Origin of the sequence: Reyranella sp. CPCC 100927 (genome assembly GCF_007859315.1) — a bacterium.
Taxonomy (GTDB): Bacteria; Pseudomonadota; Alphaproteobacteria; order Reyranellales; family Reyranellaceae; genus Vineibacter.
Window position 1 is genome coordinate 706344 of record NZ_VOHA01000002.1, and the last position, 12462, is coordinate 718805.

Here is a 12462-nt window from a genome sequence, read left to right on the forward strand (position 1 = left end):
CTTCGCATGCGGGCGCGCGTTACCCCAGCGTCTCTTCAACCCAGGCGGCGGCGTCGAGCAGATCGTCGTCCGCGCCGCGCGCCGCCACCAGCTGCACCGACAGCGGCAGGCCGTTCGGGCCCTGGCGATACGGCAGCGCCACGCACGGAACGCCCAGCAGGGTCCACGGACGGTTGAACATCGGATCGCCAGTGGCAGCCAGGCCTTCGGGCGCCTCGCCGGGTGCGGCAAGCGTGATCCAGACGTCGCCCGGCGGCAGCAATTCGGCGATCTCGGCGCGCAGGGCATCGGCCTTGGCACGTGCCGCCTGCTCGACCTCGGGCGTCGTCTTCTGGCCCTGCTCGATCTGATCGCGGATCGCGGCGCTGAGCTTGTCGCCATGATCGCGCAGTTCGCTCGCGAACTGTCGGCCCATCTCGGCAAACATGATGGTGATCTGGGTGGCGACGATGTCGGCCCACGATGCCGGCACCGGCGCCTCGTCGGTGGCGGCGCCGGCGTCGCCCACCATGCGCAACGCGCGCTCCACGGCACGGCGCCCTTCCGGTGTCGCCTGCTCCCACATCGGGGTCCGGAACAAGCGGATACGCGCCGGCTGGCGTGCGGTGATCGTGGCGCGCGCGCCCGGCGCCAGCACGGCGCGGACCGGCGCGATGTCGGAGACCCGGCGCGTGAACAGCCCGAGCGTATCGAGCGACGGCGCCAGCGGATGCACGCCGGCAAGATCGGTCCAGCCGTACGTGCCCTTGTAGCCGACGACGCCGCAATAGGCGGCCGGCCGGATCACCGACCCGGCCGTCTGCGTGCCCAGCGCCACCGGCACCATGCCGTCGGCGACGGCGGCGGCGGACCCGCTGGACGAACCGCCCGGCGTATGTGCCGGGTTATGCGGATTGTGCGTCTTGCCGGGGTGGGCCGAGGCGAACTCGGTGGTGACGGTCTTGCCCAGCACCAGCGCGCCGGCCTGCTTCAGCGCCACGACGCAGGCGGCATCGTCCTTGGGGCGATGACCGGCGAAGATGGGCGAGCCGTAGGCGGTCGGAAACGCCGCCGTGTCGATGATGTCCTTCACGCCGACCGGCAGGCCCGTCAGCGGCCCGGCGACCGGTGCCGAGTCCATCGCGGCGCGCACGTCGACCACCTCCCAGGCGGCGACGGAGGCCTCACGCTCGGCAATGCGCGCCTTGCACGCATTCAGCACCATCGCGGCGCCGGTGCTGCCCATCTGCAGCGCGCCGGTGACGGTCGGACAAAACGGCGCGGCCATGATGTTCTCCCTCTCGTTCGAGCGGCGCAGCATTGCGCAAAGCGCCGGCACAGATCAACCGCGCGATTGAGTCCTCTTGAATGCCCGCGTCGCGCCCCAGGCCAGCGCCAGCCAGCCGGCGATCAGCACCGTGCCGCCGATGGGTGCCACGGCACCCATCCACCGCGGTCCGCCGAAGGCAAGCGCATAGAGCGCGCCACAAAAGACGATCGTGCCAATCGCGAACAGCAGGCTGGCGACCACCAGCCAGGCCGCCTCGGCCGGCGGATGCTCTCGCCGCGCGATGTGGTCGAGAACGAGCGCCGCGATCATCGCCAGTACATGCCAGAACTGATAACGCACGGCGGTTTCCACCAGCACCACGGCACGGGCGCCATGAGCGGCCTCCAGGCCGTGCGCGGCCCAGGCACCCAGCGCCACGGCCGCCGCCCCCAGAATGCCGGCCAGCGCCAGCAGCACAGCGGTTCGCGTCATGGCGCCTGCCTCGACAACATGCCTGCCGCCGCGCCATCATGATCGTGACGCATCGGACATCACCCATGAAAGACAGAGCCACGCTGATAGCCGACATCGCGAGCGACCTGCAAGGCATTCGCCTGCCGCCGGCGCGCGCCACGGACCTCGCCGCCGAGGTGAGCCGCCTCAACGACGCCGTACGCGCCGCCACCGGCCAACTGTCCTTCGACGACGATCCGGCAGCCTATGCCGCCTTGCTGGCCAAGGCCTCCTCGTCGTGACCGATTGGACATCGCACGACCTCGTGGCGATCGCCGCCGCCATCACCGACGGACAGGTCTCCTCGGTCGCGATCACCGAAGCGTGCCTGGCCCGCATCGAGGCCTGGCAGCCGCACCTCAATGCCTTCATTCGCATCGATCGCGCGGCCGCCCTGGCGACGGCACACGAACGTGACCGTGAACGCGCAGCGGGCCGCCTGCGCGGCCCGCTGCATGGCGTGCCGCTGGCGCACAAGGACATGTTCTATCGCCGCGGCCGGATCTCGACCGGCGGCAGCGCGATCCGCCGCGACTGGATCGCCGACCGCACCGCGACGGTGATCGAGCGCCTCGATGCAGCAGGCGCCATCGACCTGGGCACGTTGAACATGGCGGAGTTCGCCGCCGGACCGACGGGACACAACATCCATTTCGGCGACTGCTGCAACCCCTGGGATCCGGCGCGCGTGACGGGCGGCTCGTCCAGTGGCTCGGGCGCGTCGGTGGCGGCACGCCTGGTATTCGGCGCCCTGGGATCCGACACCGGCGGCTCGATCCGCATGCCGGCGGCGATCTGCGGCGTGGTCGGCATGAAACCGACGTACGGTCGGGTCAGTCGCTTTGGCGCCCTGCCCCGCTCGTGGAGCCTGGACCATGTCGGACCGCTGACCCGCAGCGTTGCCGACAACGCACGGCTGCTGTCGATCATCGCCGGCGCCGACGCGCAGGACTCGACGGCGAGTGCACATGACGTACCGGACTACGAGGCGGCGCTGGGCCGCGCCATGGCCGGTCTGCGCCTGGGCTGGCCGGCGTCTCTCGATGGCATCGATGCTGGCACACTGTCGGCGCTGCAACAGGCGCGTGGCGCGTTGGAACGGCTTGGCGTGCGCATCGTCGATGTCCGCCTGCCCGAGCTCACGCCCCTGTTCGATACGGCCGAAACCATCATCAAGTGCGAGGCGGCCGCGATGCATCGCCCGTGGCTCGAGTCGCGCCCGCAGGATTACTCCAACCAGGTGCGCTGGCGGATGGAGGCCGGCTTCCTGATCCCCGCGACGCAGTACATCGATGCGCTGCGCCTGCGCACGCACCACACCGAAGCGTTTCTCGCCACGACGATGGACGGCATCGACGCCCTGCTGCTGCCGACCATGCCATTCGCCACCCCGACACGGGCCGAGACCGATGTCGAGCGCCAGCCCGGGGCCACGGCGCTCGCCATCCTGGCCCGCTTCTCACGCTTCACGCGGCCGTTCAACCTGCTGGGCCTGCCGGCGCTCTCGCTGCCCTGCGGTTTCGACGGCAACGGCCTGCCGATCGGCATGCAGCTGGTCGGCCGGCCGTTCAGCGAAGCGCTGCTCTATGCGATCGGACATGCGTATCAGCAGGTGACGGATCATCACCGGCAGGCGCCGTCCCTAGTACCCGGAATCACGCGTCCCTGATACAGCTGTCATCCCGAGCACAGCGAGGGATCTTCTGAAAGTGACGCACGGGGTGCGCCTGCATTGAAGATCCCTCGCTGCGCTCGGGATGACAATCGCGACGGCGCTGTCCCTGGATCCCTCGCTGCTCCCGGGGTGACAGTGCGCTCGAATAGCTATCGACGGAAAGCCGCCTTGGCGACTCGCTTGGCGATCCGCCAGCCTGCAGCGGTGCGCCGATATTCGTCGATGTACTCGCCCACCATCTCCGGTCCGCTCAGAGGCGCCGGCTTCGAGGCGTCGGTGCCGGCCTCGGCGTGATCGTGCCGGAACAGGACGAACGAGACGGCACCGGTCGCACGCTCGCCATCCACGACGTCGATGGCGATGTTGGCGCAGACGTGACGTGTCACCAGCGTCTTGGACCGCGCCAGCTGCGCAGCGCGAATGGCGGCGTGGCCGCGCAACACCTCGCCGCGACGCTCGAAGGTGGCATCCTCGGCGAAGACGCCGACCGCACCCTCGACATTGCGCTGATCGACATGGCGGGCGAAATCGATCGCCAGTTTCTGGCACTCCAGGATGATCGTCTGGTCGCGTTCGTTCATGGTTTCTGGTCCTTCTCTCAAAATCCGCCGATGGCCGAATGACGCCAGCTCATGGCCCGCTTCTGCGTCCGGTCGAGCACGGCATTCACCACCACGACGACGACCGTCACGACGATCACGCCGGTGAAGACACCCACGGTATCGGCCTGCGACATGGCGTTCTGGATGTAGGATCCCAGGCCGGTGTCGGCGGCAACGAATTCGGCCACGACCGCGGCGCTGATGGCGCGCGGCAGCGCGACCTTCAGGCTGGCGAAGACGAACGGCAGGGTTGTCGGCAGCATCACTTCGCGCAGCAGCATCAGCTCATGCAGACCCAGTACCCGTGCCACGGCCAGCAGCCGGCCATCGGCGCTGCGGATACCGGCCAGCGTGCTGAAGAACAGCAGGAAGAACACGACCAGTGCCACGAACACGACCTTGGACAACAACCCGATGCCGAACCACAGGATCAGCAGCGGCGCCAGTGCCAGCTTGGGCACGCCCATCGCGGCAGCGATGAACGGACGCAGCGCCACTTCCAGCCCCGGGACACGCGCAATCAGGAACGGCAGGGCAAAGCCCGCCGCGCCCCCCACGACCATGCCGATGCCGGCCTCCAGCAGCGTGACGCCGATATCGCGTACCAGGACGCCGCTGGCGCCGATCTCCCACAGCCGTGCTGCGATATCGTCGAGGCCGGCGACGAACTGATCGCCCAGCAGGCGATGCGCCAGCGTCCACAGGCCCACCAGGCCGGCGCCCAGCAGCACGCGTCCGGCCACGACGATGCCGGTGCGGGGCTTCACGCGCGCCTCGGTGCCTGGCGCGCCAGCGCCTGGCGGATACTCTCGTACAGGCGGGCGAACCCGGGCGCGGCAATCAGGCCATCGATATCGCGCGGCCGCGGCAGGTCGACCCGGAATTCGTCGATCACCCGCGCCGGCGCACGCGACAGCACCAGAACGCGGTCGCCCAGCGCGATCGCCTCGGTAATGTCGTGCGTGACGAAGATGATGGTCTTGCGCCGCAGACTCCACAGCCGCAGCAGGTCGGCATGCAGTTCGGTGCGCGTCTGCGCATCCAGCGCGCCGAACGGCTCGTCCATCAGGATGACCGGCGGGTCATAGGCCAGGGTCCGCACCAGCGAGGCGCGCTTGCGCATGCCGCCGGAGAGCTCATGCGGATAGAAGCGCTCGAAGCCCGCCAGGCCGGCGGTATCGATCAGCGCCGCCGCGCGCGCCCGGGCCGCATCGTCGAGACGGCGTTGCGCCCGCAACGGCAGCAGGATGTTCTCCTCCAGGCGGCGCCAAGGCAGCAGGTTGTCCTCCTGCGTGACGTAGCCGATCTGACAGTGCCAGCCCGGGGTCAGGGTGGACGTACTGGCATCCATGATGGTCTTGCCACGCAGGCGGATGGTTCCCGCCGTCGGCCGATCGGTCTGCGCGATCATGTTGAGCAGCGTCGACTTGCCGGAACCCGACGGGCCGGCCACGGTCACGAACTCGCCTTCGGTCACCGCCAGCGACAGCCCTTCGATCACATTGAGGCCGGCGGCGCGGCCATCACGCGCGCCGAACGTGCGTGCCAGATCGCGGACTTCCAGCAGTGGTTCGGCCCTGTCGGGCGCGATGTCAGAAACTGGTTTGAGCACGCTCAGCAATGCCTCCCGTGGGCCGCCACGACAGCAGCCGCTTCTCGCAGAAATCCAGCACGGCATTCAGGATCAGCACGATCCCCGCCAGCGCCACCACGCCGACGAACAGCTTCGCCGGTTCGAAGTTGGTGGCAGCGGCTTGGATGCTGTAGCCCAGCCCGCGATTGGACGAGATCAGCTCGCCCACCACCGCCGTGCCGATGGCATAGGGCGCCGCCACACGCAGGCCGGTGAACACGTAGGGAATGGCACCCGGCCAGATGATCTCGCGCGCGATCAGCGCCGGTCCGGCGCCAAACACCCGTGCGGCGGCGATCAGCTTCTGATCGACGCTGTCGAGCCCGGCCAGGGTGATGAAGAAAACCAAGAAGAACACGACGCTGGCGACCAGCGCCACCTTCGATTCGAGGCCGATGCCGAACCACAGGATGAACAGCGGCGTCAGTGCTACCTTCGGCGCGCCGTAGCCGGCGATCAGGTAGGGATCGAGGATGGCGCGCAGCGTCGCCAGCCGCCGGATCAGGAACGGCAGCACCGCGCCGGGGATGCCGCCGATCAGGAAGCCGATGACCGCGGCGCTGAGCGTGAAGCGCGCGTGGTACCACAGTTCGCCGTTCTGGACCTGCAGCCACAGCGCGCGCGCCGTCGCCACGGGCGCCGGGATCCACTGGGCGCCGAACCATAGGCTGGCACCCTGCCAGCTCGCCAGGATCACGGCCAGGATGACGATGCGCTGGACGGCGATCCGCATCGGGCTATTTCACGTAGTCGTTGCTGTAGATGCCGGTGAACGACTTCAGCACTTCGTCGGCCTGCATGATGCCGGCATTGACCATGTAGTCCTGCGCGTGCGTGAAGCCGATCTCCTGCACCTGCGCGGTGCGCGGCGTGCCGGCCAGCACGCCGTCGAAGGCGTCCTTCACCATCGCCGGATCGGTCTTGTCGAAGCGCTTGCCGAGAATGGCGAGCGTTTCGGCCTGGTTTTCATGCATGAAGCCGAGCGCCTGGTTGAAGCCTGCCATCAGCTTGCGACAGACCGACGGCTTGGCCTCGCAGAAACCCGGTCGCGTGACGATCAGATTGTAATTGAAGGGATTGAGCTCGGGGAAATCGCCCTGCGGACTGCTCAACACCGTGACGCCGACGCCCTCCTGCCGCATCATCGACGGCCATGGCCGCGACATGGCCAGTCCATCGATCTGGCCGGTGCGCATGGCGGCGATCATGGCGGGCGGCGCCATGGGCGTGATCGTGACATCGCGATCGGGGTCGAGTCCCGCCTTCTTCGCCGCGTAGCGGATGTAGCCGTGCACGATCGAGTTAGGCGCATCGACGGCGATCTTGGCGCCCTTCAACGCCTTGGCGCGGGCTTCGACGGGCGCCTGCGGATCGAAGGCCCGTCCTTGCAGGAACGTCTTGCTCAGCACCAATTCGATCTGCACACGCTCCAGCGTGTTGCCGATCGCCACCAGCTTCTGGCCGCGCGCCAGCGCGCGCATGAAGGCCGACGCCGCCGTGTTGGTGAAGTCGACACTGCCGGCCAGCACGGCATTGGTCGCGCCGACACCGGGGATGGATGAGAACTTCACCTCCAGTCCCTGGTCACGCCAAAAGCCCTTGTCGGCGGCGACATAGTTCGGGCTGAAGGTCAACGACAGCACCGGGATCGCCAGCGACGCAGTCTCCGTTTGCGCCCGCACGGTGGGCGCGAGGGCGGCGCCGCATAGCGCCAGCAGCACGACACTGATGATCCTGTTCACGGATTTCCTCCCACGCTCTCTTTTGATCTGGGAGCGCGGGACGCCCGCGCTCGCGGATACCCTGCGGCTTGCCGCAGCACGTCGGCGGCGTCACCGGCCTGCACACCGCGCCACGCCACATGGCCGTCCGGTCTGACCAGCACCAACGGTGCCGCGTAAAGCGCCGCCAGATCGGCGTCGTCAGCGTCGAACACCTGCAACGGCACACCGGCGTCGGCCGCCGCCGCCGCGAACGGCGCATCGTCCGCGCCGGCCTGCGCCACCAGCACGAAGCCGCGGCCAAACAGGTCCAGGGTCGAGCGGCCGGATGCCAGCCAGTGGTGCGGCGCGCGGACACCAGGCCAGGTCGACGGCTGGTAGTCGGACGGATCATCCGGCGGCTCGGGCGTGCCGTCCGCGACCACGATGGGCGACGCCGCGTAGCGGTAGCCCAGCTGCACGCCCAGGGTATTCCATTCCTTCCAGCGCGTGGCACGGATGATGTCGCCGACGCGCTGGCGCGCGGCGTCACCGTCGGCGCCCGCCGCCTCCAGCAGCGGATCGCTCGGCAGGTCGTGGTCGGCGGCGCGGTTGCTGGCCGCTTCGTTGACGTTGCGCACGCCAATCGGCCGGCGCTCGGCCTCGTAGCTGGCCAGCAGCGCATCGCCACCCCAGCCGTCGAGTACCGCAGCGAGCTTCCAGCCGAGATCGACGGCATCGCCGATCCCGGTGTTGGCACCGAAGCCGCCCTTGGGCCACAGCATGTGTGCGGCATCGCCGACCAGGAAAATGCGGCCGGCGCGATACGATTTCGCCACCACGCGATGTCCGGCCCACGGCTGGGCGCGGAGGATCTCGACATCGAGGTCGCCACCGAAAGCCTCGCGCACGCACGCCGCCGGATCCAGCGACTCGGCTTCACCGGCACTGACGTAGAGCGACAGGCGCCAGAGATCCTTGCCGTTGACCGTCGACAGCGCCGCGCGATGGCGCGTGCTGATGGTGAGGAACTGGCTGGCCAGGCCATGCGGCTGGCGCGCCAGCAGATCCGGCGCTCGCAGGTAGATGCCGAAATTGTGGCCTTCGGCGAAGGTGCCTTCGAACGCGATCCCGAGTTCACGGCGGATCATGCTGCGGGCACCATCGCAGGCGGCCATGTAGGCCGCATGGATCTGCCGGCGCACGCCGGTGACCAGATCGACGACCGTGGCGCGAACGCCGCCGTCATCCTGCTCGAACGCCTCGAGGCGGCAGTGGTCGCGCAGCGACACGGTGGGAAAACTTGCTGCATGCCGGCGCAGCAGCGGATCGAACCACTTCTTGGGACACCAGATGGCCGCTTCGGGACTGAAGCGACCGGCCTTGGCATGCGCCGACTCGTTGGAGTCGCGCTCGAAGCGCGCCAGCTGATGGCCCAGCAGCCGCGTCACGAAGACGACGTTGCGCGGATAGTCTTGCGGAAACTCGCTCTGCCGCGCCGCATCGGCGATACCCCAGCGGCGCAGATGTTCCATGGTGCGCACGTTGATGGCTTCACCGGCCGGAAAGACGACGTCGCCCTGTCCCTGCTCGACCACCAGACAGTTGATGCCGCGCCAACCCAGCTCGCAGGCCAGCGCAAGGCCGACCGGCCCCGCGCCCACGATCAGTACGGCGGTTTCGCTGACGGGCATCATCAGGCCGGGATCTTCACCAGGTCGGCCAGCGGCGTGCCGCGCCGGAAACGCGCGATGTAGTCGTTGGCATCGATCTCGATGCCGGACGGATTGCGCTTGTAGCCATCCGAGGTGAAGTAGGCCTTGTATTCCTCGACCGTGGCGAAGTTGTTGGCCGACAGCTCGACCACGTTCTGGTCCGGATCACGATAGTAGAAGCTGGTGCCCGGACCGTGGTTGGCGGTGCGATGCGGCAGGATGCCGAGCGCCTTCAGGCGGTCGTAGCGGGTGAACAGGTCGGTCATGGAACCGTTACGGAACTGCATGTGGTGCAGGCCCGGATCATTGCCGGGCACATCGCGCGTGCCGGGAATCTCGAAGATCGCCAGCATCTGCGCATAGGGGTGATCCAGATGCAGGCGGATGAAGCAGAGTCGGATATCGGTGGCCCGCTCCTGCGCGCCGGCCGGGCTGCTGCCGGCGGGATTGTGCTCGTAGAACGGCGCCACGCCGAGCACACCCTGGTACCAGATCTTCATGTCCTCGAAGCGCGATGTCTTGAGCACGATCTCACTGAGGCGGGGCGCCGACAGGTCGCTGTTCAAGGATGCCAGCTTGGCGCGCGCCGCCGCGTCGAAGGACGTCATGCTTGTCTCTCCCAGGTATGGAGGTGATGGCCGCGTCAGGCGGCCGCAATCGGATTGCGCAGCACGCCGATGCCGGAGATGTCGACTTCGATCACGTCGCCGGGCCGCATCCACAGCGGCGGCGTGCGGCGGGCGCCGACGCCGGCCGGCGTTCCCGTCGCGATCACGTCGCCGACTCGCAGCGCCGCGAACTGCGAGATGTAGCTGATCAGGCGCGGCAGCGGATAGATCAGCATGTCGGTGCCCGACTTCTGCACCTCGGTGCCGTTCAAGCGTGTGGTGAGGACGAGTCGCGTGGGGTCCGGGATCTCGTCGGCCGTCACGATCCACGGACCGATGGCGCCGCTGGCGTCGAAATTCTTGCCGGCCGTCACCGAGAACTTCTGGAAGTCACGCAAACTGCCATCGTTGAAGCAGGTATAGCCGCCGACATGCGTCAGCGACGCCGCTTCCGTGATGCGATGGCCCGGCGTGCCGATGACGACGGCCAATTCGCCTTCGAAATCGAAATGCTCGGACACCGCCGGTCGGATCATCGATGCGTTGGCACCCACGACGCTTTCGGCGGTTCGGATGAAGACCGACGGCTGCGCCGGCAAGTCGCGGCCGGTTTCCTCGACATGGGTCTTGTAGTTCAGGCCGATACAGAACAGCCGCGCCCCGGCCGCCAGCGGCGGCAGCAGCGTAACGGCGGCCAGCGGTACGGCCGCCACCGAAGCGCCCAACGTATTGGCCAATACGCCCCGGCCGTCGACGGTGAGCGCCGCACCGAGACTCTCCAGTGCCGGCGCCAATGTCGCCACGTCGACGACCTGATCGTCCCGCACCAGACCGGTTCGCGCCGCGTTGTCATGCCAATATCGGACTAGCTTCACCGGATCCCCCGAACGCACCGTGAGATTCACTGCATGCAGTGATGATCTATTGCATGCAATTCTGAAATACAATGACAAATGATAATCAAAAACATAGAATATCGGTTATGCTTTTCTGAAGAACCGAGTAAATTGCATGCAATCTACCGAACTGGAGCGCGTCACCCTTCTGCTGCGGCAGATGATCATGTCAGGCGAATTCGAGCCCGGCGCGCGCATCGCCGAGATCCCGCTCGCGAGCCGGCTCGGCGTGTCACGCACGCCCGTACGCCTGGCCCTGGGCATTCTCGAGCAGGAAGGCCTGCTGACCAGCGCGCCGCACAAGGGCTTCTGCGTGCGCGAGATCACGATCGACGAAATCGCCGACGCCTTCGACGTCCGCGGCGCGCTCGAAGCGCTGGCCTGCCAGCGCGCGGTCGAACGCGGCCTCGATACCGCCAGCCGCATCGCGCTGGAGGAATGTCTGGCGCTTGGCGACGCACTCGTGGCCAAGGGCGCCTTGACCGAGGTCGACACGCGCAACTGGTCCGAGATGAACGCGCGCTTTCACGATACGATCGTCGCGGCGTCGCGCAACGCCCCTCTGGCGAGCGCCCTGGCATTTGTCGGGCGGCTCCCCCTGGTCTCGCCGGGCGCGATCGCCTTCACGCAGGGCCTCGAGGCCGCCTTCCAGAACATGCAGAAAGTACAGGCCGAGCACCGCGACATTGTCGAAGCCCTGGTGAACGGACAAGCCAGCCGGGCCGCATCCCTGGTGCAGGAGCACGCCTACAAAAGCCGCGAGAAGCTGCGCCGGGGACTGGAGCGCCTGAGGGGCCGGCGGATCGTCTCGAATGTACCCGGATTGAAGCTGGTGGTGGGCTGACAGAAACAGCCGAGCCGTATCAGAACCGCCGTGCGATCGTATCGCGCACGCGTTCCCGCGCGCTGTCGATGACACCTGCTGGCGGATTGTCACGCGCGAGGAAATCGGCCCAGGCGGTGAGATCGGCCAATGCCGCCATCTCGCGCCAGCGTGGCGGCAGGACGCGCCCGACGCTGTCATAGCCGGCTGCCACCGCGGCGGCGAAGCCGGGCAACCGGCCCAGCGGCGGGCGCAGCAGGTTGCCGAGATCGAAGAACGGGCTGCCGCTGAAGGTGAATTCCCAATCCAGCACCGCGGCCAGCGCCCAGCCTTCTGTCGCCGGGCGAACCAGAATGTTCGAGCCGCCGAAGTCGGCATGGGTGAGGCACGGCGGGCCCGCCCACGAGTCCAGCAGGCCGGCCTCGGCATCGACAAAGGCCAAAAGCGCGCGCGCCAGATCGGCACCCAGGCGGTCACCGCCGGGACCGTCGATCAGGCAGTGCCGCAGGAATGCGCGCAAGCCGGCGCCGCCGACGTCGATCGGCGTTGCCACAGCCAGCGCACCGTCGAAGAAGCCTGATGTTGCGAACGTCACGCTGTGGATGCGGGCCAGCGCGGCGCCGACCGAAACACCCAGGATGTGCGCCTGCTGGCCGTGCAGCGTTGGCGCGACGGAGTCGAGCATTTGCCCGTCGACCCAATCGACGACGGCGTACGGCGATCCCGTCACCGGATTGTCGTCGGCGCCAAACCACAGGCGCGGCACCGGCAATCCATGCCGTGCCGCCAGCGCATGAACCGACCGCTCCTTGGCGGCCTGCGCCGGATCGCGCTGATAGAGCCGCAACACGACGGCGGGATGACCTTCCGCGAAATCCAGGCGCAGGTTGGTATTGGCCAGGCCGCCGGACAGCGCCGTGATGGACGACACGCGCGGCGCGCCCGGCAGCGGTCGCACCAGCGCCGTGGCTTCATCGAGGCCGAGGGAGGCCGCGACCGTTGCGCGCGTCCATTGCTGTCGCATCTGCACCCCTTCTATCCTTCGCCA

General features: G+C 68.0%; 14 protein-coding genes. 3 read left to right on the top strand and 11 right to left on the bottom strand.

The features are described from left to right. Positions 1-19 precede the first annotated feature (19 nt). Positions 20-1267, bottom strand: coding sequence for an amidase (locus FQU96_RS09365; protein WP_178130404.1), 1248 nt, complete (start codon positions 1265-1267; stop codon positions 20-22). Positions 1268-1321: 54 nt separating this feature from the next. Next, on the bottom strand, positions 1322-1741 hold the full coding sequence (locus tag FQU96_RS09370) for a DUF423 domain-containing protein (protein WP_146540590.1): 420 nt from the start codon (positions 1739-1741) through the stop codon (positions 1322-1324). 65 nt (positions 1742-1806) lie between these two features. On the opposite strand from FQU96_RS09370, the gene FQU96_RS42600 reads away from it, so the two are divergent. Continuing rightward, positions 1807-2004 (top strand): hypothetical protein, encoded by a 198-nt coding sequence (locus FQU96_RS42600; protein WP_255467912.1) that lies wholly within the window; start codon positions 1807-1809, stop codon positions 2002-2004. Then, a complete protein-coding gene (locus FQU96_RS09375) occupies positions 2001-3431 on the top strand; it encodes an amidase (RefSeq protein WP_255467913.1) in 1431 nt (476 codons plus the stop codon). The genes FQU96_RS42600 and FQU96_RS09375 overlap by 4 nt, the downstream gene beginning before the upstream one ends. 155 nt (positions 3432-3586) lie before the next feature. Here the strand turns inward: FQU96_RS09375 and FQU96_RS09380 are convergent, their stop codons facing one another. Genes FQU96_RS09380 through FQU96_RS09415 form a run of 8 tightly spaced genes read right to left on the bottom strand, consistent with a single transcriptional unit; the run spans position 3587 to position 10570 of the window. Then, positions 3587-4018, bottom strand: a complete 432-nt coding sequence (locus tag FQU96_RS09380) for a nuclear transport factor 2 family protein (protein ID WP_146540592.1) — start codon at positions 4016-4018, stop codon at positions 3587-3589. A gap of 17 nt (positions 4019-4035) precedes the next feature. Further along, positions 4036-4806: an ABC transporter permease gene (locus FQU96_RS09385; RefSeq protein WP_146540593.1), complete on the bottom strand. Its 771-nt coding sequence runs from the start codon at positions 4804-4806 to the stop codon at positions 4036-4038. Next, a complete protein-coding gene (locus FQU96_RS09390) occupies positions 4803-5651 on the bottom strand; it encodes an ABC transporter ATP-binding protein (RefSeq protein ID WP_178130405.1) in 849 nt (282 codons plus the stop codon). The genes FQU96_RS09385 and FQU96_RS09390 overlap by 4 nt, the downstream gene beginning before the upstream one ends. Further along, entirely contained in the window at positions 5632-6405 is a 774-nt protein-coding gene (locus FQU96_RS09395; protein ID WP_146540595.1) for an ABC transporter permease, read from the bottom strand. Before FQU96_RS09395 ends, FQU96_RS09390 begins: the two co-directional genes overlap by 20 nt. A gap of 4 nt (positions 6406-6409) precedes the next feature. Further along, positions 6410-7414 (bottom strand): ABC transporter substrate-binding protein, encoded by a 1005-nt coding sequence (locus tag FQU96_RS09400; protein WP_178130406.1) that lies wholly within the window; start codon positions 7412-7414, stop codon positions 6410-6412. After that, positions 7411-9069: an FAD-dependent monooxygenase gene (locus FQU96_RS09405; RefSeq protein ID WP_218574657.1), complete on the bottom strand. Its 1659-nt coding sequence runs from the start codon at positions 9067-9069 to the stop codon at positions 7411-7413. The genes FQU96_RS09400 and FQU96_RS09405 overlap by 4 nt, the downstream gene beginning before the upstream one ends. After that, positions 9069-9695 (bottom strand): VOC family protein, encoded by a 627-nt coding sequence (locus FQU96_RS09410; RefSeq protein WP_146540597.1) that lies wholly within the window; start codon positions 9693-9695, stop codon positions 9069-9071. Before FQU96_RS09410 ends, FQU96_RS09405 begins: the two co-directional genes overlap by 1 nt. 35 nt (positions 9696-9730) lie before the next feature. Continuing rightward, a complete protein-coding gene (locus FQU96_RS09415) occupies positions 9731-10570 on the bottom strand; it encodes a fumarylacetoacetate hydrolase family protein (RefSeq protein WP_146540598.1) in 840 nt (279 codons plus the stop codon). A 136-nt stretch (positions 10571-10706) separates the two neighbouring features. Here FQU96_RS09415 and FQU96_RS09420 point away from each other — a divergent pair, with 136 nt between their 5' ends. After that, a complete protein-coding gene (locus FQU96_RS09420; protein ID WP_146540599.1) occupies positions 10707-11435 on the top strand; it encodes a GntR family transcriptional regulator in 729 nt (242 codons plus the stop codon). 19 nt (positions 11436-11454) lie between these two features. On the opposite strand, the gene FQU96_RS09425 is transcribed toward FQU96_RS09420, so the two are convergent. Then, complete coding sequence (locus tag FQU96_RS09425; protein ID WP_146540600.1) at positions 11455-12438, bottom strand: phosphotransferase family protein; 984 nt, start codon at positions 12436-12438, stop codon at positions 11455-11457. Between the last annotated feature and the right edge of the window lie 24 nt (positions 12439-12462).